General features: G+C 71.0%; 18 protein-coding genes. 8 read left to right on the forward strand and 10 right to left on the reverse strand.

Annotation, left to right across the window (positions count from 1 at the left end):
• Nucleotides 1-7: 7 nt before the first annotated feature.
• Nucleotides 8-667, reverse strand: a complete 660-nt coding sequence (locus ACFVH2_RS03705) for a TetR/AcrR family transcriptional regulator (RefSeq protein ID WP_378422376.1) — start codon at nt 665-667, stop codon at nt 8-10.
• Nucleotides 668-750: 83 nt separating this feature from the next.
• Here ACFVH2_RS03705 and ACFVH2_RS03710 point away from each other — a divergent pair, with 83 nt between their 5' ends.
• Together ACFVH2_RS03710 and ACFVH2_RS03715 are read left to right on the forward strand one after the other, a co-directional pair.
• The gene (locus tag ACFVH2_RS03710) at nt 751-1,518 is read left to right on the forward strand and encodes an SDR family NAD(P)-dependent oxidoreductase (protein WP_378422378.1); all 768 of its coding nucleotides are present in this window, start codon (nt 751-753) and stop codon (nt 1,516-1,518) included.
• A gap of 28 nt (nt 1,519-1,546) precedes the next feature.
• Complete coding sequence (locus ACFVH2_RS03715) at nt 1,547-2,134, forward strand: TetR/AcrR family transcriptional regulator (protein ID WP_378422379.1); 588 nt, start codon at nt 1,547-1,549, stop codon at nt 2,132-2,134.
• A gap of 31 nt (nt 2,135-2,165) precedes the next feature.
• On the opposite strand, the gene ACFVH2_RS03720 is transcribed toward ACFVH2_RS03715, so the two are convergent.
• The 4 genes from ACFVH2_RS03720 to ACFVH2_RS03735 all read right to left on the reverse strand — a co-directional run bounded on the left by ACFVH2_RS03720 (nt 2,166) and on the right by ACFVH2_RS03735 (nt 9,009).
• Nucleotides 2,166-2,951, reverse strand: a complete 786-nt coding sequence (locus ACFVH2_RS03720) for an alpha/beta fold hydrolase (RefSeq protein ID WP_378422381.1) — start codon at nt 2,949-2,951, stop codon at nt 2,166-2,168.
• A gap of 113 nt (nt 2,952-3,064) precedes the next feature.
• Nucleotides 3,065-3,652, reverse strand: a complete 588-nt coding sequence (locus tag ACFVH2_RS03725) for a hypothetical protein (RefSeq protein WP_378422383.1) — start codon at nt 3,650-3,652, stop codon at nt 3,065-3,067.
• A gap of 21 nt (nt 3,653-3,673) precedes the next feature.
• Nucleotides 3,674-4,459 carry a DNA-formamidopyrimidine glycosylase family protein gene (locus ACFVH2_RS03730; RefSeq protein ID WP_378422385.1) on the reverse strand — a complete coding sequence of 262 codons (786 nt, stop codon included), beginning with the start codon at nt 4,457-4,459 and terminating at the stop codon, nt 3,674-3,676.
• A gap of 2 nt (nt 4,460-4,461) precedes the next feature.
• Nucleotides 4,462-9,009 (reverse strand): ATP-dependent helicase, encoded by a 4,548-nt coding sequence (locus ACFVH2_RS03735; RefSeq protein ID WP_378422387.1) that lies wholly within the window; start codon nt 9,007-9,009, stop codon nt 4,462-4,464.
• 84 nt (nt 9,010-9,093) lie between these two features.
• Here ACFVH2_RS03735 and ACFVH2_RS03740 point away from each other — a divergent pair, with 84 nt between their 5' ends.
• From ACFVH2_RS03740 to ACFVH2_RS03750, 3 genes are all read left to right on the forward strand, one after another.
• The gene (locus ACFVH2_RS03740; RefSeq protein ID WP_378422389.1) at nt 9,094-9,498 is read left to right on the forward strand and encodes a hypothetical protein; all 405 of its coding nucleotides are present in this window, start codon (nt 9,094-9,096) and stop codon (nt 9,496-9,498) included.
• A gap of 24 nt (nt 9,499-9,522) precedes the next feature.
• On the forward strand, nt 9,523-11,232 hold the full coding sequence (locus ACFVH2_RS03745) for an alpha/beta hydrolase (protein WP_378422391.1): 1,710 nt from the start codon (nt 9,523-9,525) through the stop codon (nt 11,230-11,232).
• 69 nt (nt 11,233-11,301) lie between these two features.
• Nucleotides 11,302-12,138, forward strand: a complete 837-nt coding sequence (locus tag ACFVH2_RS03750; protein WP_378422392.1) for an alpha/beta fold hydrolase — start codon at nt 11,302-11,304, stop codon at nt 12,136-12,138.
• Here the strand turns inward: ACFVH2_RS03750 and ACFVH2_RS03755 are convergent.
• The 4 genes from ACFVH2_RS03755 to ACFVH2_RS03770 all read right to left on the reverse strand — a co-directional run bounded on the left by ACFVH2_RS03755 (nt 12,126) and on the right by ACFVH2_RS03770 (nt 15,779).
• Nucleotides 12,126-12,767 (reverse strand): LuxR C-terminal-related transcriptional regulator, encoded by a 642-nt coding sequence (locus ACFVH2_RS03755; RefSeq protein ID WP_378422394.1) that lies wholly within the window; start codon nt 12,765-12,767, stop codon nt 12,126-12,128. The two genes, ACFVH2_RS03750 and ACFVH2_RS03755, sit on opposite strands and share 13 nt — an antisense overlap.
• The gene (locus ACFVH2_RS03760; protein ID WP_378422396.1) at nt 12,767-14,047 is read right to left on the reverse strand and encodes a sensor histidine kinase; all 1,281 of its coding nucleotides are present in this window, start codon (nt 14,045-14,047) and stop codon (nt 12,767-12,769) included. The genes ACFVH2_RS03755 and ACFVH2_RS03760 overlap by 1 nt, the downstream gene beginning before the upstream one ends.
• Nucleotides 14,048-14,142: 95 nt before the next feature.
• Nucleotides 14,143-15,165, reverse strand: coding sequence for an acyl-CoA dehydrogenase family protein (locus ACFVH2_RS03765; RefSeq protein WP_378422398.1), 1,023 nt, complete (start codon nt 15,163-15,165; stop codon nt 14,143-14,145).
• The gene (locus ACFVH2_RS03770) at nt 15,162-15,779 is read right to left on the reverse strand and encodes a TetR/AcrR family transcriptional regulator (protein ID WP_378422399.1); all 618 of its coding nucleotides are present in this window, start codon (nt 15,777-15,779) and stop codon (nt 15,162-15,164) included. The genes ACFVH2_RS03765 and ACFVH2_RS03770 overlap by 4 nt, the downstream gene beginning before the upstream one ends.
• Before the next feature lie 70 nt (nt 15,780-15,849).
• Between ACFVH2_RS03770 and ACFVH2_RS03775 the strand changes: the two genes are divergently transcribed.
• The 3 genes from ACFVH2_RS03775 to ACFVH2_RS03785 are packed head-to-tail and all read left to right on the forward strand — an operon-like array spanning nt 15,850 to nt 19,180.
• On the forward strand, nt 15,850-16,812 hold the full coding sequence (locus ACFVH2_RS03775) for a patatin-like phospholipase family protein (RefSeq protein WP_378422401.1): 963 nt from the start codon (nt 15,850-15,852) through the stop codon (nt 16,810-16,812).
• The gene (locus tag ACFVH2_RS03780; RefSeq protein ID WP_378422403.1) at nt 16,809-18,269 is read left to right on the forward strand and encodes a flavin-containing monooxygenase; all 1,461 of its coding nucleotides are present in this window, start codon (nt 16,809-16,811) and stop codon (nt 18,267-18,269) included. Before ACFVH2_RS03775 ends, ACFVH2_RS03780 begins: the two co-directional genes overlap by 4 nt.
• Nucleotides 18,269-19,180 (forward strand): SDR family oxidoreductase, encoded by a 912-nt coding sequence (locus ACFVH2_RS03785; protein WP_378422405.1) that lies wholly within the window; start codon nt 18,269-18,271, stop codon nt 19,178-19,180. Before ACFVH2_RS03780 ends, ACFVH2_RS03785 begins: the two co-directional genes overlap by 1 nt.
• Here the strand turns inward: ACFVH2_RS03785 and ACFVH2_RS03790 are convergent.
• On the reverse strand, nt 19,167-20,678 hold the full coding sequence (locus ACFVH2_RS03790) for an aldehyde dehydrogenase family protein (protein ID WP_378422406.1): 1,512 nt from the start codon (nt 20,676-20,678) through the stop codon (nt 19,167-19,169). The genes ACFVH2_RS03785 and ACFVH2_RS03790 overlap by 14 nt on opposite strands.
• Nucleotides 20,679-20,695: the final 17 nt, after the last annotated feature.

The raw sequence follows: 20,695 nt of genomic DNA on the forward strand, positions 1-20,695 counted from the left end.
CCCGCTGTCATCCCGCGGGAGGACCCGGAGTCGAACCGAGGCCGGCGGTGAGGGTCCGGATGCAGCGGACCGCGATGTCGGCAGGGCTCGGTGCCGGTGTGCCGGTCGTGTCGCCGCTCGTGCCTGCCCACGTCTGGATCGCCAGCCGCATCGCGGTGTTCCCGGCCACCGCCATCAGTCGGACGTCGACCGGGTCGGCGTCCGGGCCCATCAGGTTCCCGAGGACGACCACCAGGGCCTCCTCGGTGTCCTGGACCACGCGCAGCCAGACCGCCTCGAGGTCGGGGTCGCCGGGCACGGCGCGCAGCAACCCACGGCTGAGCCGCAGGGATGCGATGGCGAAGTCGTCCTCGCGGGACAGTGCCCGGCGGGCAGAGTCCTCGAGTGCGACGGGTACGGGGATCCCGGGGGCGGTGTCGGCGAGGTCCGCGATCCAGTCCTCGACACCGCCGGAGAGCAGTGGGGTGATCGACTCTTCCTTGGTTCGGAAGTAGCGGTAGAACGTGCGCAGGCTGACGCCCGCGGCGGACGCGATGTCGTCCGCGGTCACCGCGTTCGCGCCCCGCTCGGAGAACAGCTCGGCCGCGCGTCGCGCGATCTCGAGCTCGGTCTGCGCCTTGCGCCGCTCGGTCAGCGAGAGGGGGGCTTGCGCAATCGGGTCCGCCATGGACACCATCATGGCACGTTGTGCCACTCCGGCGTAGCGTGCAACTTGATTATCGACATCGTGAACTAGAAGGAGTGCCGAACATGAATCGCTTCGACGGACGCAAGGTGATCGTCACCGGCGCGGGATCCGGCATCGGCCAGGCCACGGTGGCCCGGATCCTCGACGAGGGTGGCGTCGTCGTCGCCGCCGACATCAACGCCGACGGGCTCGAGGTCACCCGGCAGCGGGCCGAGGAGGCCGGCACCGCCGACCGCCTGAGCATCACCACCGTCGACATCTCCAACGAGGACTCGGTCCGGGAGAACATCGGTGGGGCCATCGAGAAGCTCGGCGGGCTGCAGGTGCTGGTCAACGCCGCCGGCATCCTGCGGTCCTCGCACACGGCCGAGACCTCGCTCGAGTTCTGGAACACCGTCGTCGGCATCAACCTGACCGGCACCTTCCTGGTGACGCGGCAGGCGCTGCCGGCGCTGCTCGAGAACGGCCAGGGCGTGGTCGTGAACTTCAGCTCCACCTCCGCGCACTTCGCGCACCCGTACATGGCGGCCTACGCGGCGACCAAGGGTGGCATCCGGTCCTTCACCCACGCGATCGCGCTCGAGTACGCGAAGCAGGGCCTGCGTGCCGTGGCCGTCGAGCCCGGCTCCATCGCGTCCGGCATGACCAGCAACCCGGGCTTCCCGGAGGAGGGCCTGGACCCGACGCTGATCGGCAAGCTGTACCCGTGGATCGGCAACGGCTTCGCGCCGCCGGAGGACGTCGCCGGCGTCATCGCGATGCTCGCGTCCGACGACGGAAAGTTCGTCACCGGCACCGAGATTCGGATCGACGGCGGCACCCACATGTGACCGACTCGGCCCGAATACACTGGGGCCGATGAGCACCACCGACCGCCCCGGCCTCGACCAGCGCCGTCTGCAGCGACGGACGCGCTTGGTCGAGGTCGGGGTGGAACTGCTCGGCGGTGCCGCCGGGCCGGCGGTGAGCGTGCGCGCGGCGTGCCGCGCGGCCGGGGTCACCGAGCGGTACTTCTACGAGAGCTTCGCCGACCGCGACGCGTACATCCGTGAGGTCTACGCGGAGGTCGGCGAGCGGGCCCGAACGGCGCTGGTGGCCGCGGTCGCCGGCGCCGAGACCCCGACGGAGATCGCGGAACTCGCGGTGCGCGCGTTCGTCGCGCTCGTTCTCGACCACCCCGAGGCCGGCCGGGTCCTGCTGCTGGCGCCGTTGCGTGAACCCGCACTGGGTGGCCGTGGCCTCGCGTTGGCCCCGAGTTTCGTTGTGCTGGTACAGGATCAACTGCAAGAGGTCGCCGATCCCGACGAACGAGCCCTGCGGGCACTCGGTCTGGTCGGCGCCCTGACGAGCCTGTTCATCGGCGTCCTCGACGGCACCGTCGCAGTGCCCCGGGAAACGCTGATCCGGCACTGCCTCGGCCTGCTCGACCGCGCGAGCAGGGCGTGAGCGCAGCTGCCGCGCCTGGCGGACATGTGAATCAGGACGTGTGCTCGGATTGTCGACCTGTGACCCTGGCCAGGTGGGCTCGCAGGGCATCGGAGACGATTCCGGGGTTCTCGAGCATCGGAATGTGTCCGACGCCGGGGAGGACGACTTCCTCGACGTGGTCGGGCAGTTCGTCGATCAGCCGCTGCATGCATTCGTTCCGGGTCAGGAAGGTGTCGAACTCGGACAGGATCAACGATGTCGGAGCTACGACCCGGTGCAGCTGCGTGAGCGGTCCGTCGCGGAGGAATGCCAGCTGGATCGGCAGGTAGACGGGGCAACGAGAAACCGCGCGGAGCACGTTCGCCGCGTCGTCGGGGGTGACGGCAGTCGTGTCCCTGCTGCAGTTTCGGATGATCGGGCGTTGAAACCTCTCCCGGGTTGCGACTCGATCACCGAACACGCGGGCAGCGGCAGCGAGGGGGAATTGTGCAGTGAACCCAAATCCTAGACGAAACTCCGTGTAGGAGAATCGCTTCCAGCCCCCGCCGGGATTGATCGCAGCGAGGGATCTCGCGCGACCTCGGCGCTCGAGTTCGAACCCGACCTGGCCGCCCAGCGAGTTTCCCGCGATGTGGCAGGTGTCCCAGCCGACCGCGTCGAGTTCGCGTTCGATTCCGTCGGCGATTCCGCGGACCCCCAGATCGCGCAGGCGCAGCCGAGGGCCACCCCAGTGCCCGGGCATCGTCATCGCCAGGACCTCGTAGTCGCTCGAGAGTCGGTCCACCACGCGGTGCCACACATGATGTGACAGGGTGAATCCGTGCAGCAGGAGCACGGGCTCACCAGATCCAGCTCGGTTCACAGATTGCACCGAGTCCCCCTCTCGCCCCTGATCACCCAGTAGTAACAAAGTGGGCAGGGAGTGTCCAGAGGCTGGAGTCGGCACTGTCAGATCTGCAGGTAGTCCGCACAAGCGTCCACCCGCTGCCCGATTGCCGTCACCGCGACGATGTTCCGCACCTCGTCGATGTCGAACACGACGCGGTACGCGCCGCGCGAGAAGGTGTACCCGGGCAACGGGATCAGCGCCCTGACGGGTGTGCCGACAGCATCAGGGTGCGCGACCAGCGATCCGGTGAGAATGCTGACCAGTGCGACCGCGTCGGGTATTCGGGCGGTGCCGATCAGGAAGGACGCAGCGGTCCGCGCGACGATCAGTCGCCTGGCAGAGGGGACGTTCGGGCCGGGTCCACCGCCGACTGCCCTACCCGCATCGCTCATCGCCCTCACCAGAGTTGCGGCATCGAGTCCGTCTCCGTCGGCGATCTCCGCGGCACCGGACCCGTGCGCCGCGAGCAACTCTCGGTCGGACAGCAGAGCGATCGTCTCGCGCAACGTCTCGAAGTCGCTCGTACCCAGCAGGACAGCGGAATCCGTGCCGTCCGCGGCTATCTCGAACCGCTGTCGACGGGCCGATGCCGCGTCGATCAGTTCGGGCAGACGATCCTCGGTATCGGCCAGGGACAGTATCTCCATGTGCGTGCTCCTCGGGGTGCGTCAGGCGGGCGGTTGGCAGTTCGGACACCAGAAGACCCGTCGCTCGATGTCGGGGCCGTCGCCGAGGGCGCCCGACTCGACGAGGGCGCCGCAGCGCAGACAGGGTTGGCCGGCGCGGCCGTACACCCAGGCGGTGCGGCCGCGGCGGCGGTCGCCGGTGGTCACCCGGACCGGGCGGTCCCGGTTCGCGACCAGCAGGCGACGGGCCAGGTCCACCCAGCCGCTCAGCTCGCCCACTGAGCCCACGGGCGTCGCCGGGTGCACCCCGCGCAGGAAGCACAGTTCGCTGCGGTACTCGTTGCCGATGCCGGCCAACACTCGCTGGTCGAGCAGGGCGACGCCGATCGGACGGTCGAGGTCGGCGGACAGGTTCGTGGTCGCGAGCGCGGGATCCCAGTCGGGGCCGAGAAGGTCTGGCCCGAGGTGGCCGACCGCCGCACCTTCCTGCTCGCGAGTGAGCACCTCCACCGTTCCGAGTTCGAATCCGACGGCCAGGTGCCGCTCGTTGCCGAGCAGGATGCGGGCCTGCCAGGCGGGCCGACGCCACCGCGCACCCGCCGGGTAGACATGCCAGGCGCCCTCCATCTTCAGATGGGTGTGCACCGTGCGGTCGCCCACCCGGATCAGCAGATGCTTACCGCGGCTGAGCACCTCGTCGACGGGTGCCGGGGTCAGGTCCACCGTCGCGAACCGCGGAACGCGGATGTCGCACACCGTCAGCGGTGCACCCACCAGTGCGTCGCGCAACCGACCGGCGGTCCGCCAGACGGTGTCACCCTCGGGCACGGTCAACTCCGGGCATACGAGGCCCGCTTCCGGAGTCCGCGCGGTGTCGCGGCGAAGCCCGCCTCCACCAGCAGCGGGGAGAGCGCGCTGCCGTGCACCGACTCGCCGTTCACCTTCTCGACCACGATCTTGTCGATCGCGCCGCCGTCGACGACGCCCACGAGAGCGCCCGCGGCGAGTCGCAGCGCCGCCCCGTCCTCGGCGAAGGTGAGCAGGGTCTTGCCGCCGCGTTCGACGTACAGCACCAGCTCGCCGTCGACCAGGACGACCATCGCGCCTGCCTTGCGTCCGGGCCGATGCCCACCCTCCGTCGACGGCCACGGCAGCGCTGCGCCGTACGGATTCGCCGGGTCGGTGGCAGCCAACACGACGGCGCTGCCCGTCGGGTCGGCGCGAACGGTGGCGCCGTCGCCGATCGTCTCCGCACAACCGCGCAGCCGGTCGACCACCTCCGACGTCGAGAACTGCGCGGCGCCGAGCCCGGCCACGAAGTAGCCGCGCCGGCACCGGCCGCTGTCCTCGAAGCCGCGTAACACCTTGTACATCAACGCGAATCCGCCGGGCACGTCCTCGGCGACGACGGCGCCGCGGGTGAGCACCCCGTAGCGGTCGAGCAACAGGTCGGCCCGGGCGTGCGCGCGGACGGTGGGATCCGGTTCCGGTTCCGGCAGCAGCGACCATCGGCCGCCGACCGACGGCGGCCCGGTCCGTGTCGGCAGCGCCGGCCGTGGCAGGGCCCGGTACGCCCGGGTCCGCGGTGCCCGGCGCGGCGCCCGGTGACTGGGCGTGGCGCGGGTGGTGCCCGACAGCAGGGCACGCAGCGGCGCGAACGAGTCGTTGCTCACCTGCCCGGCCCACACCAGCTGCCACAACGCCTCGACCAGTGCCGCGTCGTCGGTGGACCCGATCTGGTCGGACAGGGTGCGGAAGAAGAACGCGCCGCCCGGTGCCAGGGCGTCGAGGATCGCTCGGTGCACCTCGGACAGCTCGACGTCCTGCGCTGGCGGCAGCGTCAACGGCGCGGTGTCGGCGAGGTGCAGCCGCACCCAGCCGTCGCTGCCGGAGATCTGCCCGGCCCCCGACCACAGCACCTCGCCGGTGGTGGTGAGTTCGTCGAGCATCGCGGGCCGGTAGTCGCGCACGCGGGACGGCAGCACCATCGACTCCCACGCCGAGGCCGGGATCGGGACGCCGGCCAGCTGGTCGATCACGGCGGCGACGCCGTCGACTCCGCGCAGCCCGCCGCCGACGTGCTGCCAGTCCGGCAGGAACCGGCCCAGCACCTTGGGGTCGACCGGCTCGACCTCCTTGCGGGCGGCGGCCAGGGACCGGCGCCGCAGCCGGCGCAGCACCTCCGTGTCGCACCATTCCGAACCCGTTGCCGCGGGCCGGAACTCGCCCTCGACGACCCGCTTGTCCAGGGCGAGCCGGTGCAGGACGTCGCGGACCACCGAGGTGCCAAGGCCGAACCGGGCCGCGGCGTCGGCGAGAGTGAACGGCCCGTGGGTGCGGGCGTAACGCCCGATCAGGTCGCCGAGCGGGTCGTCGACGGGCTCGATGAACGCCGCCGGGGTCCCGATCGGCAGCGGCACCCCGAGCGCGTCGCGCATCCGCGCCGCGTCCTCGATCGCCACCCACCACGTCTCGCCTGCGAACCCGACCCGCATGGCCCGCTTGCGGGATTCGAGCTGCCCCAGCCACTCCCGTGGATCGGCGACACAGCGGGCGGCGACCTCGGCTTCGGTGAGCGGCCCGAGCAGCCGCAGCAGGTCGGCGACGCCTTCGGCGTCCTTCGCGCGGCGGTCGTCGGCGAGGCGCTGCAGCTCGCGCTCGGTCTGCTCGATCACCGCCTCGTCCAGTAGTTCCCGCAGTTCCACCCGCCCGAGCAGCTCGGCGAGCAGCGTCGAGTCCAACGACAGGGCGGCCGCGCGACGTTCGGCGAGCGGGCTGTCGCCCTCGTACATGAAGGCGCCGACGTAGTCGAACAGCAGCGACGTCGCGAACGGCGAGGGCGACGGCGTCTCCACCTCGACGATCCGGATCCGCCGGCGGCCGACATCCGTGAGCAGCCGGGTCAGCGACGGCAGGTCGTACACGTCCTGCAGGCACTCCCGGACGGTCTCGAGCAGGATCGGGAACGTCGGGAACTTGCGGGCCACGTCCAGCAGTTGCGCGGACCGCTGCCGCTGCTGCCACAGCGGGGCGCGTCGGCCCGGGTTGCGGCGCGGCAGCAGCAGGGCGCGGGCCGCGCACTCGCGGAACCGGGACGCGAACAGCGCCGAGTGACCGACCTGCTCTGTGACGATGTCCTCGATCTCGTCGCGGTCGAAGACGAACAGGTCTGCCCCCGGAGCCGCGTCCTCGGTGTCGGGCAGCCGGACGATGATGCCGTCGTCGGATGCCGTTGGAGCGGAGTCGATCCCGTACCGCTCCTGCAGCCGCGCGCCGATCGCCAGCGCCCACGGCGCGTGCACCGGCAACCCGTACGGCGAGTGCAGCACCAACCGCCAGTCGCCGAGCTCGTCCCGGAACCGCTCGAGCACGAGGGTGCGGTCGCTGGGCACGTGCCCGGTCGCGGCCCGCTGCTCCTCGACCAGGGCCAGCAGGTTGTTCGTCGCGTTCTCGTCGAGGCCCTGCGCGGTCAATCGTTGCCGCAGGTCCGCCGGGTCGCCGAGCGCGGTTTCCCGCAGGAACCCGCCGAGCGCGGCGCCGAGTTCGGCGGGGCGGCCGAGTCCGTCGCCGTGCCAGAACGGCAACCGGCCCGGCATCCCGTATGCGGGGGAGACCAGCACCCGGTCGTGGGTGATCTCCTCGATCCGCCAGCTGGTGGCGCCGAGCGCGAACACGTCCCCGACCCGGGACTCGTAGACCATCTCCTCGTCGAGCTCACCGACTCGGGCATTGCGTTCACCCACCATGTAGACGGTGAACAGCCCGCGGTCGGGGATCGCGCCGCCCGAGGTGACGGCGAGGCGCTGCGACCCCGGCCGGCCGGTCAGCACGTCGGCGTCGCGGTCCCACACCAGGCGCGGCCGCAGTTCGGCGAACTCGTCGGACGGATAGCGGCCGGCGAGCAGGTCGAGGGTCGCGTCGTAGGCGGACCGGGGCAGGGTCGCGAAGCTCCCGGTGCGGCGGACCGCGTCGAACCACACGCCGGCGTCGATCGGGTCGAGCGCGCACACCGCGACCGTGTGCTGGGCCAGGATGTCGAGCGGATTGGCCGGTACCGCAAGGGCTTCGATCTTCCCGGTCGTCATCCTCTCGACGGTGACCGCGCAGTGGATCAGGTCGGTCCGGTGCTTGGGGAACAGCACGCCTCGGGAGATCTCGCCGACCTGGTGCCCGGCCCGGCCGACGCGCTGCAGGCCGCTGGCCACCGACGGCGGTGCCTCCACCTGGACGACCAGGTCCACCGCCCCCATGTCGATGCCGAGTTCGAGGCTGGACGTGGCGACCACGCACCGCAGCCGACCGGACTTCAGATCGTCCTCGATGAGGGCGCGCTGGTCCTTGCTGACGGAGCCGTGGTGGGCCCGCGCCAGCAGCGGGTCGGCGCCGTGGTTAACCTCCGTCGGCGCCCCGATCTGCGAGGCCGGTGCGTGTACGGTCGCGACCGGATCGCCGAGTCGCGCCGCGTACACCTCGTTCAGGCGCGCGGTGAGCCGTTCGGCGAGCCGGCGCGAGTTGGCGAACACGATCGACGAGGAGTGCTCGAGCACCAGGTCGACGATCTGCTCCTCGACGTGCGGCCAGATCGACCCCTGCTGCGGTGCCGGCGATTCCGACGTCGGATCCGGGTCGGTGACGCCGAGTTCCGTCATGTCCTCGACCGGCACCCGCACGGTCAGGTCGAAGGTCTTCGGCGAGGGCGGGGAGACGATGTGCACCGGTGACGCGCCGGCCAGGAAGCGCGCGACCTCCTCGTGCGGTCGGACCGTCGCCGAGAGCCCGATCCGCTGGGCCGGCCGCGGCAGGAGCATGTCGAGCCGCTCGAGGGACAGGGCCAGGTGCGCACCGCGCTTGGTCGCCGCCACCGCGTGCACCTCGTCGACGATCACCGTTCGCACGGTCGCGAGCGATTCGCGGGCCGCCGAGGTGAGCATGAGGAACAGCGATTCGGGGGTGGTGATCAGGATGTCCGGCGGCCTCCGCACCAGCAGCCGCCGGTCCGCGGGCGTGGTGTCGCCGGAGCGGACCCCCACGGTGATCTCCGGCGGTGTGAGGCCGAGCCGCTTCGCGGTCTGGGTGATGCCGACCAGCGGGGCGCGCAGGTTCCGCTCGACGTCGACCGCGAGCGCCTTGAGCGGCGAGATGTACAGGACCGTGGTGCCCGGCGGACGTTCCTCGTCGTGCGGGCGGGTGGCGAGCTGATCGAGTGCCCAGAGGAAGGCGGAGAGCGTCTTGCCGGATCCGGTCGGTGCGACGACCAGCGCGTGCGAGCCGTCGGCGATCGCCTCCCACGCGCCCAGCTGGGCGGCGGTGGGGCCGGGGAAGGCGCCGGCGAACCACTCCCGGGTGGGGGCGGAGAACCTGCCGAGCACCGTGTCCATGGAGTCCATAGTGCCCCGGCCCACCGACACGGGGCGCACACTGAGGGTGGCGCAGCACATCCGACTCCGGAGAGGTGAACCGTCGTGTCCGATCAGTTGAGCCACAAACAGCAAGTCGCGGCCGGCACGTCGATCGGGGCCGCAATCCTCCTCGTCACCGTCGGTGTGCTCCAGGTTCTTCAGGGGATCGCCGCGGTCGGCAACGACGAGGTCTTCACGGTCGGCGTCGACTACACGTACGAGCTCGATCTGACCGTCTGGGGTTGGATCCACATCGTGCTCGGTGTGGTCGTCGCGCTGGTGGGCCTCGCGCTGTTCGGAGCCGGGATCTGGGCGCGGACGTTGGCGATCGTCATCGCGGGACTGTCGATCGTCGTCAACTTCCTGTGGCTGCCGTACGACCCCGCGTGGGCGGGCCTGATCATCGCGCTCGACGTCGTGGTCATCTGGGCGATCTGGACCTGGATTCCGAGCTCCGGCTGGGAGTAGCCGGAGCGGTAAGTGGAGGTGGCCATGGCGCCGAAGGTCCTGGACTCGTCCGGCGGTCCGCCGGGCGCCGGAGTCGACGACGGTGTACCGCCCGAGTCCGGCGAGCACCGGAAGCTGCTGTACGTCACCCTTCCGGGGTGTTGGGGCGCACTCGTGTTCGCGTGCCTCTCGTTCACGCCGTCGCTGCTGCCGCGCGGCGGCCTCCTGCAGGGGGCGGTCTGTGGGATCACCGCGGCGATCGGGTACGGGCTGGGGGTGTTCGCGGCATTCGTCTGGCGCGCGTTCGCCGACCGAGGGACTCGGCGTCCACGACGCGGCGCCTGGCGCGTTTTCCTCGTCGTCGCGGTGGTGCTGTTCGCCGCCGCGTTCGGCATCGGGCAGTACTGGCAGCACCAGATCCGCGCCCTGATGGGTGTGACCGAGCACAGCATCCCGCTCGTGGTTCTCGCACCCGTCATCGCGGCGGCGGTGTTCTGCCTCATCCTGGCGCTCGGGCGCGGCATCCGCGGCCTGTACCGCTGGAGCGCGGGGCTGCTCGACCGGTGGATCGGGCGGCGGGCGGCGAGGGTCGTCGGTTGGTTTCTGGTTGCCGGACTCGTCTACGCGGTGGTGTCGGGGCTGCTGCTCGGCGGCCTCGTCGGTGTCGCCAACGAGGCCTTCTCGTTGCGGGACACGAAGACCCCCGAAGGAGTGCAGCAGCCGGTGACCGGCCTGCGCTCGGGCGGCCCCGGATCGGTGGTGCCGTGGGATTCGCTCGGGTGGCAGGGGCGCAGCTTCATCGGCGCGGGCCCGTCGACCGATCAGATCGGCCAGTTCGTCGACCACCCGGCCGTGGAACCGATTCGCATCTATGCCGGTCTGGCGTCGTCGGCGGACTCCGAGTCCCGCGCGGCGTTGGCGGTCGAGGACCTCACCCGGACCGGGGGTTTCCAGCGCGGCAACCTGCTCGTGGTGACGACGACCGGGAGCGGATGGGTGGACCCGGCCCTGGTGGACACCTTCGAGTACCTCACCGGCGGCGACGCGGCGACCGTGGCGATCCAGTACTCGTATCTGCCGTCGTGGATTTCGTACCTGGTCGACCAGTCGAAAGCCCGGGAAGCCGGGCGCGACCTGTTCGACGCGGTGTACGACGTGTGGTCCAAATTGCCGCAGGACCACCGGCCCCGACTGTTCGTCGCAGGCGAGAGCCTGGGCTCGTTCGGCGGCGAGACCGCCTTCAGCGGTGAGTACGACCTGCGCAACCGAACCTCGGGAACGTTGTTCGCCGGTCCTCCCAATTTCAACACCCTGTTCCGTGAGTTCAGCGATCGGCGGGATGCGGGGAGCCCGGAGGTCGAGCCGGTCTACAAGGACGGGCGGACAGTGCGCTTCAGCAACGACCCCGAGGGCGGAATTCCTCCCACCGGTAGCCCGTGGGACGGCAGCCGCGTGCTGTACCTGATGCATCCCTCCGACCCCATCGTCTGGTGGAGTCCGAACCTGATCCTGACCGAGCCGGACTGGATCGGTCAGGCGCCCGGGCGGGACGTGCTCGAGGACATGGTCTGGATACCGTTCGTGACGTTCTGGCAGATCACCGCCGACCTACCGTTCTCCACCGGCGTTCCGGGTGGTCACGGCCACACGTACACCAGCGAGTACGTCGACGGATGGAATGCAGTCCTGCGACCCCCGGGTCTCACCGCCGAGAAGCTCGCCACCCTCAGGACCGTCATCGACGCGGGCGAGTAGCAGCCGCTCCGACAGGGCGGTTGGACGGAAACCACAGAATCGGGGTGTTCGCCGTCCTACCGTGGAGAAATGGACTCGAGTGGGACTCCGTATCGCAGGGTGGGCAGCGGTGACCCAGTGCTGCTGATCCACCCGTTCGCGCTCTCTCACCACGTCTGGCACACGACCGCCGACCTGCTCGCGGCCGAGTACGACGTGCTGGCGGCGTCGTTGCCCGGCCACTGGTGCGGCGAGCCGATACGGGCCCGGGACGTGAGCATCGGCTCGTTCGCCGACGGACTGGAACGGGTGCTCGACGGCCTCGGGTGGGACACCTGCCACCTGGTCGGGAACTCGCTCGGCGGATGGCTCGCCTTCGAACTCGAACGACGCGGACGCGCCAGATCGGTGACCGCGATCGCGCCGGCGGGCGGTTGGGTGAACCCGTCGTGCGACGAGCTGCGGTTGGGCGCGATCTTCTTGGGACTGGCTCCGCTGATCGGCCTCGGCAGGGCGCTCGGCGACGCGGCGGCCCGGATCCCGCTGGTGCGCAGGCAGTCGTTGCGGCTGCTCAGTCGTGACGTGGACGCGGTGACCGAGCGGGATTTCCGGACCGTCGTGCGGGCCGCCACGCACTGCAGCGCCTACCTGCCGACCGAGTGGATGGGGCTGCGGGACGGCGGGATTCGAGGACTGGGTGCGGTGCAGGCGCCCACCCGACTGGTGCTGTGCGACCACGACGTGCTGTTGCCCGTCGAGCGGTACGCGCGCAGGTTCCTCGACGAATTGCCGTCCGCGGCCTCCGTCACGGTGCTGCCCGGGGTCGGACACGTGCCGATGCTGGAGGACCCGGTGTTGGTGGCGGACGTCATTCGTGGGCACGTCGAGCGGGTGTGCGCGGGTCGGGCGCTCGATCAGTCCAGATAGCGCAGTACCGCCAGGACCCGGCGGTGGTGCCCGTCCGACGGCGGCAGGTCCAGCTTGGTGAAGATGTTCCCGATGTGCTTCTCCACGGCTCGCTCGGTGACCCGCAGCGACGCGGCGAGCGCCGAATTCGACAGTCCCTGCGCCATGAGGCCGAGGACCTCGCGTTCGCGTGGCGTCAGCCGGTCCAGCGCCTCGGTTCTCCTGCTCGAGCCCATCAACTGCGTCACCACCTCCGGGTCGAGTGCGGTGCCGCCCGCCGCGACCCGTTCCAGCGCGCCGACGAACTCGGCGACGTCGGCCACCCGGTCCTTGAGCAGGTACCCGACCCCAGCCGCTCGGCCCCCGAGAAGTTCGGTGGCGTAGCGGGTCTCGACCCACTGCGAGAACACCAGCACCCCGACCTCCGGGAACCTGCGGCGCAGCGCCACCGCCTCGACGAGACCCTCGTCGGTGAACGTCGGGGGCATCCGGATGTCGACCACCGCGACGTCCGGTCGGTGCGCCTCGACCGCGTCGCCGAGCGAGGTCGCGTCGCCGACGATGGCGGGCACCTCGTGGCCGCGCTCGATCAGCAACTGGGCGAGACCGTCCCGGAGGATCGCGTTGTCCTCGGCGATCACGATGCGCATCAGTGCTTCCCGTCGACCGGCAGGCGGAGGGTGACCACCGTCGGGCCGCCGACCGGGCTGTCCACGAGCAGTGATCCGTCCACGGTGCCGGCCCGTGCCGCCAGGCCGGCGAGCCCGCTGCCCGCACCCACGACGGCCCCGCCGACACCGTTGTCGCGCACCACGACCGACAGCGAATCGCCGTGCGACCTGGCGGACACCCAGGCCCGCGTCGCACTCGAGTGGCGGGCGGTGTTGGTCAACAGTTCCGCGACGGTGAAGTAGGCGATGGTCTCGGTTCCGCGCGAGGGCCGCGGATCGATCGCGACGGACAGTTCCACCGGGACGGCGCTGCGGGCGGACAGCGTCTCGAGTGCCGGACCGAGCCCCAGGTCCAGGGCGGGCGGATGGATGCCGCGGACCATCTCCCGCAGCTCGACGAGCGCATCCTTTGCCGCCGAGTGCGCGTCGTGCACCAGGTCGGACGGATCCTGACCGGTCGCGATGCGTTCCTCGGCGCGGCCGAGGGTCATGGCCATGGCCACCAGCCGGGCCTGGGTGCCGTCGTGCAGGTCGCGTTCGACGCGCCGCAGCCTGGTCGCGGAGTCCTCGACCGCCGCGGAGCGGCTGCGTTCGAGTTCCTCGACCCGGCGATCGCGCGGGGACGGGCCGAGCAGGAGCTGGATCAGGGTGCGGTCGAGCGAGGCCAGCCAGCGGATCGGCCACGGCGCCAGGAACAGTCCGACGATGCCGACGGCCGACAACGCCAGCACCTCCGGCCAGGTGTCGAAGTAGACGTCGCCGAACTGGGCGATCGAGTGCCGGGGCGTGCCGGAGCCGTCGACGTTGACGGGGTCGACCAGCCACCACAGCAGCGGTGACGCGGTCAGGAACGCGGCCGTCGCCGTGAACAGCAGTGCGCCGAACACCGACACCACCGACAGGACGGACTTGATCAGCACGAACAGCACTGCGCGCCAGCCCGTCCGGTCGGTCAGGCAGGAACGGACGAAGCCGAGAACCCCGGGCCGCGGCGCGAACGCGGGCGGTTCCTCGACGTGGAGGCGCAGCAGCGCCGCACCGAGTCGGCGGTGGAGCAGGCCGAATCCCCTCGCGCCCACGATCATCGCCGCGAGCAGTGGGATCCCGATCAGCGTGACGACGAGCACGGTGCCGAAAATTGTGCCCACGAACAGGTAGGTGAAGCCGATGAAGGCGACCGCCGACGAGGCCGCCAGATAGCCCGCCTCGCGCCAGGTCTTCGCGGCCACGGGCGCGCGGAGGAAGTCGGTGAATGTCATGACTGCGATGTTTCCCGAAGAGTGTTGTCGGTTCGAGGGGGCTGGCTGGAGGGCCGAGGGTGGGGCTACCCACACCCCTGCGACTCGTCGTTCGGTCAGTGTTCCGCGTTCGCGCCGAACCGGTCCAGCAGCGCCGACCTGATCTGTGGCCGGGACGCGGCGACCATCGTCAGGGTCGCCTCCCGCACGAGCCGTTCGGCGGTGCTGCCACTGAGCGCCGCGGCACTACCGGTGGCCGCCACTAGCGCGGCGGCGGCGCGCAACGCTAGCTCGGAGGCCTGAGCGCGCGCGGCGAAGAGGTCTCCGCGACCGGATTGCGCGGCGTCGAGGTTCGCGCGCACGCCCGACACCTCGTCCGCCAGTCGGGTTGTGTCACAACCCGTCTCGGCGAGTTCGACGAGGCAGCGGCGCGTCACGCCAGTCGCCATGCAGGCGTTGAGCCACGATCCGAAGGTCTGCCCGGCCCGGAACTGCTCGGGGGAGGCCACGTTCGCGACTCGGTCGTCGGACACCTCGTATCCGTCGAAGCGCATGCGCACGGTGTTGCTGCCGCGGGCCGCGATCAGCGGCAGGTCCTCGACCGCGATCCCGTCGGCCGGGCCGGCGTCGACGAGCGCGTGCACGATCGAGTCGTCGAACTCGTCACGCGCGCTCAGTTGCAGGACGTCGACGATGCCCCAGCCGGTGACGAAGGGCGCCACCCCGTCCAGGACGTAGCCGCCGTCGACCCGGCGCGCGTACAGCAGCGGTGGTTGTGGGATCGCCCCGGCGAAGGCGACCCCGGCGCGGACCGTTCCGTCCAGCAGGCCGTCCCAGTACCGTTCGCGCAGTGCCAGATTGGGGCTGCCTGCGAGTCCGGTGACCACGCCGTGGTGCTGCATCCAGGTGAAGCTGGTGGCCAGGCATCCGCCGCACAGCGTCTCCACCACGGCGACCAGGTCTTCGAGTTCGAGTGTGGGGCCGCCGGACTCGGGCGGCGCCGCGAGGGCGTAGAAGCCGGCCTCGGCCAGTGCCTCGAAGTGGCTCACCGGGATCTCACCGTCGGCGTCGACGCTGCCCGCGGCCGGGAACAGAACGTCCTCCGCGATGTCGTGCGCGAGTTTCGGCCAGTTCGTCACGCCTGTGAGGGTAGATCCGTCGGGCGTGCAGTGGTGAGAAGCGCGCGGAGGTTCCGGGTGACGACGCCGATGGAGATCGACGGGTCGACGGCGCGTTGGATGCCCAGGCCCACGCCCATGCTCAGCATGCTTGTCGCCGCGTCCTCGACCGACATCGGCAGAGTGACCTCACCGGACGCCGCGAGCGAGGTGAGCAGGGCGGCGACCATGCCGTGCACCGTGCCGAGGCCGGCGCCGAGCGCGGCCCGCAGTTCCGGGTCGTGACGGGCCAGCACGATGACCTCGAACTCGAGCATCGTCCACCCGACGTCGCCGAGGGTCCGCTCCGCCCACTCCTCGAACGCGGCGAGCCGCTCCTCCAGCGGCGCCTGCCGCGCCAGTACCGCTGCGACCTCCGCGCCCTTGGTGGCGTGGATCAGCTGCAACACCTCCAGGCAGAGCTCCTTCTTGCTACCGAAGTTCGAGTACACCGCGCCCTTGGAGTAGCCGGCCTCCTCGGCGACCTTCTCGAGCGAGGTGACGGCGTATCCGTCGGTGAGGAACAGGTCGCGGGCGGTCGAGATCAGGTGTGCCCTGGTCTGGGCCTGACTCTCCGACCTGGTCATTCGCGCCATCGCAACTCCGTTCCGAGAAAACTTCGAATTTGGCATACCCATCGTATTCGAATACTGCTAGTTTCTGAATATGACTTCGAGTGACAGACAACTCCGTCGGGGCCTGGTGGTCGGCTGCGGCGGCACGCTCGGTGCGGCGTGGACCGTCGCGGCGCTGGCGGCGGTCCGCGACGCGCTGGACTGGGACCCGCGCGAGGCCGAGGTGCTGGTCGGCACCTCGGCGGGCGCGGAACTGGTCACCATGCTCGGCGGCGGCGTCGGCGTCGACGAAATGCTCGCCATGCAACTCGGGGAGCAGGTCACCGATCCGGTGCTGCGCACTCACCTCGCCGACGCGCCGGGCCGGTTCCCGCCGCGTCCGCGGTTGGGGCTCGGCTCGCCGCGGCTGGCGCGTTCCGGCCTGCGCCGCGAGGTCGCGCCCGTCACCGCGCTCAGCGGCCTGCTCCCGGCCGGCGGTGGCGACGCCGGCTGGCTGCACCGGCTCGCGCTCGGCATGGCCCCGGGCGGCGGGTGGGTGTCGCACCCCGCGACCTGGCTCGTCGCGATGGACTACGACAGCGGGGAGCGCGTCGCCTTCGGCTCGCCGGGTGCCCCGGAGGCGACGCTCTCGCAGGCTCTTCGTGCCTCCTGGGCGATCCCGGGCTGGTTCCCGCCCGTGCGGGTCGGCGACCGCCGGTTCGTCGACGGCGGCGCGGCCTCGACCGCCTCGGCGGACCTGGTCGCGCAGCTCGAACTCGACGAACTGGTGGTGTTGGCGCCGATGGCTTCCAGTGGACGGGTCCCCGGCCGCGGCGCGGCTCGCGCCGAGCGTCTGGTCCTGCGCGGCTGGATGAGTGCCGGCCTGGACGCCGAGGTCGCCGCCGTCGAGGCGGCGGGCACGCGGGTGATCCGGCTCGACGCCACCGCCGAGGACCTGGCCGTGATGGGCCCGAATTTCATGGACGACCGCAGACGACTGGCCACCCTCGAGTCCTCGCTGCGGACCACCAGGGCCGCCGTGGCCCACCAACTCGCAACGGGAGACGTGCGATGACGCAAGCACAGCATCACGAGTTCCTCGTCGTCGGCGCCGGGATCTCCGGCATCGGCGCGGCGATCACCCTGCGCAGGATGGGGATCACCGATTTCGCGATCCTCGAGAAGAGCGACTCGCTCGGCGGGACCTGGCGCGACAACAGCTATCCCGGCTGCGCGTGCGACGTCCCGTCCGGCCTCTACTCCTACTCGTTCGCGCCGAACCCCGAGTGGACCCGGCTCTTCGCCGGGCAGGAGGAGATCCGCCGGTACATCGACCGGACCGCCGCCGAGCACGGGATCGACGCGCACGTGCGGTTCGGCACCGAGATGACCCGCGCCCAATGGGACGAACCGACCAGGCGGTGGATCCTGGAGACCTCGGCGGGCACGTTCACCGCGAACTCCGTCGTCGCCGCCGCGGGTCCGTGGAACGAACCGCTGACGCCCGACATTCCCGGCCTGGACACGTTCACCGGGGAGGTCTTCCACTCGTCCCGGTGGAACCACGCCTACGACCTGACCGGCAAACGGGTCGCGGTGGTCGGGACCGGTGCCTCCGCAGTGCAATTCGTGCCCGCGATCCAGCCCGAGGTGGCGCGGCTGCACCTGTACCAGCGCACCGCGCAGTGGGTGCTGCCCAAGCCCGACCACTACGTTCCCCGGATCGAGCGCTGGGCGATGCGCCGCATCCCGGGCGCACACAGGGCGCTGCGAACCGCCGAGTACACGATCATGGAGGCCCTCGGCGTCGGGTTCCGGCACCCGTGGATCCTGCGGATCGTGCAGCAGATCGGCAAGGCGCAGTTGCGTGCCCAGGTCCGCGACCCCGAACTGCGCAAGGCACTCACCCCCGACTACACCCTGGGCTGCAAACGCCTGCTGATGTCGAACACCTACTACCCGGCGCTGACGAGACCGAACGTCGAGGTGCACGCGAACGCGGTCGCGGCCGTACGCGGGAACACCGTCATCGGCGCCGACGGCGCGGAGCGGGAGGTCGACGCCATCATCTTCGGCACCGGGTTCCACATCCTGGACATGCCCATCGGCAGCAAGGTCTTCGACGGCGGCGGCAGCAGCCTCGACGACCACTGGAAGGGCAGCCCCCAGGCGTACCTCGGCACCACCGTCGCCGGGTTCCCCAACGCCTACGTGCTGCTCGGGCCAGCGCTCGGCACCGGGCACACCTCTGCGTTCATGATCCTCGAGGCCCAGCTCGAGTACATGGCGCAGGCGATCGCGGCGGCCCGCGCGGGCGGCTGGACGCGGATGGAGACCCGGCCCGAGGTGCAGGCGGCGTTCAACGCCGACGTGCAGCAGGCGCTGGCCACCACCGTCTACAACGCCGGCGGGTGCCAGAGCTACTTCCTGGATGTGAACGGCCGCAACAGCTTCAACTGGCCCTGGTCGACGGACCGGATGGTGCGGCGCCTGAACGAATTCGACGAACGAGCATACGAGGTGACGGTGTGATGAAGTACCCGGAGATCGACCTGCGCGGAGCAGTCGTCCTCGTCACCGGCGGCGGCCGCGGCATCGGCCGGGCCACCACGCTCGCGATGGTCGCTCGCGGCGCGCGGGTGGCGGTCGCCGACCTCGATCGCACCGCTGCCGACGAGGTCGCCGCCGAGATCGGTTCGGCGGCACGGGCGTACACCCTGGACGTACGCACCCGAGCCTCCTGGGACGCCTGTGTGGCGGCGGTGGTCGGGGATCTCGGGCCGATCGACGTGCTCGTCGGCAACGCCGGGGTGATGCCGGTCGCGCCGTTCCTCGACGAGTCCGACGAGATCGGCGAGGCGACGATCGACGTCAACGTGTGGGGCCTGATCCACGGCATGCGGGCGGTCGTGCCGGCGATGATCGAGCGCGGTCGCGGACACGTCGTCAACGTCGCCTCGCTCGCCGGGAAGATCGCCATCCCGGGCCTGGCCGTGTACAACGCGAGCAAGTTCGCCGCCGTCGGGCTCTCGTCGACCGCGCGACTGGAGTTCGCCGAGCACGGGGTGAGCGTGTCCACCGTCCTGCCGAGCGCGGTGCGCACCACGCTCACCTCGGGACTGCCGCTCGGCAAGGGGCTGCCGACCGTGGACCCGGAGGACATCGCCGCCGCGGTCGTACGCACCTGCCGCACTCGCCGGGCGCAGACCCCGGTGCCCGGCTACCTGGCCGCTCTCGACCTCGGTCTGGCGCTGGCCCCCGAGCCCCTGATCGCCCTGGTGCGCCGGGCGGTCGGCGGGAACCGGGCGGTCACCTCCGTCGACCCGGCAGGTCGCGCGGACTACGACGATCGGGTTCAGGCGCTGACGCGCAGTGGTGCGGATACGGAGGGCCCGGACTCCGAAAACGCACCACTGCGGCGGAGCCGCATCACTCGAACCTGACGCCCTGCGCGAGCGGCAGTTGGTCGGAGTAGTTGACGGTGTTCGTGGCCCGGCGCATGTACGCCTTCCACGCGTCGGAACCGGATTCGCGTCCCCCGCCGGTCTCCTTCTCGCCACCGAACGCGCCGCCGATCTCCGCGCCGGAGGTGCCGATGTTCACGTTCGCGATCCCGCAGTCGGAGCCGTCGGCGGCCAGGAACCGCTCGGCCTCGCGCTGGTCGAGGGTGAAGATGGCCGAGGACAGCCCCTGCGGCACGTCGTTGTGCAGGGCGATCGCCTCGTCGAGGGTGTCGTAGCTGAGCACGTACAGGATGGGTGCGAACGTCTCCTCCCGCACGACCTCGGTCTGCGCCGGCATCCGGACCAGAGCGGGCGTGACGTACACCCCGTCGCGGGGGAGTCGTTCGCCACCGCAGACGAGCGTCCCGCCGTCGGCGCCCGCTCGGTCCAGCGCGGATGCCATGGCGGCCCAGGACTGTTCGCGGATCAGCGGGCCGACCAGCACGCCGTCCTGTCCGGGGTCCCCGACCGGCAGCTGCCGGTACGCGTCCGCGATGCGATCGACGACGGCGTCGACGATCGAGGCGTGCACGATCAGCCTGCGCAGGCTCGTGCATCGTTGGCCCGCGGTTCCGGCCGCGGAGAACACGATTCCACGCACGGCGAGGTCGAGGTCCGCGGACGGAGCGACCACGGCGGCGTTGTTGCCGCCCAGCTCCAGCAGGCATCGGCCGAATCGGGACGCCACCCGAGGCCCGACCGCCCGGCCCATCCGCACTGAGCCGGTCGCGCTGACCAGCGCCACGCGCGGGTCGTCTACCAGCTGCTCGCCGACCTGCCCGGCACCCAGTACCAGCCGGTGCACGCCGTCCGGCGCGCCCACCTCCCGTGCGGCCCTGCGCAGCAACGCATCACACGCGATCGCGGTCAACGGGGTCAGCTCGGACGGTTTCCACACCACGGTGTCTCCGCATACCAGGGCGAGTGCGGTGTTCCAGGACCACACCGCGACGGGGAAGTTGAAGGCCGAGATCACCCCGACCACGCCGAGCGGATGCCAGGTCTCCATCAGCCGGTGGCCGGGGCGCTCGGAGGCCATCGTCCGCCCGTACAGCTGTCGGGACAACCCGACCGCGAACTCGCAGATGTCGATCATCTCCTGCACCTCGCCGAGCGCCTCGGAGGTGACCTTTCCCGCCTCGAGGGTGACCAGCTCGGCGAGGTCGGCCTTGTGCTCGGTCAGCAGTTCCCCGAGCCGGCGGACCAGTGCGCCGCGTTGCGGCGCGGGGACGGCGCGCCAACGCGAGAAGGCTTGGTGTGCATCGTCGATCGCCTGCGCCACCTCGGCGGTGTCACTCGACGCGAGCCGGTACAGGACGGAGCCGTCGATCGGGGTGGGCGCGGGCAGGTCGCCGCCGGAGTCCTCGACGGCGGCGCCGCAGGCGCGCAGCGCGCGGTCGGCGCGGGTACGCAATGATGCGCTGTCGGTACGGGTCATCGAACACTCCTCGTGGG

This window comes from Rhodococcus sp. NPDC127527, assembly GCF_042672245.1.
Lineage (GTDB): Bacteria > Actinomycetota > Actinomycetes > Mycobacteriales > Mycobacteriaceae > Rhodococcus_G.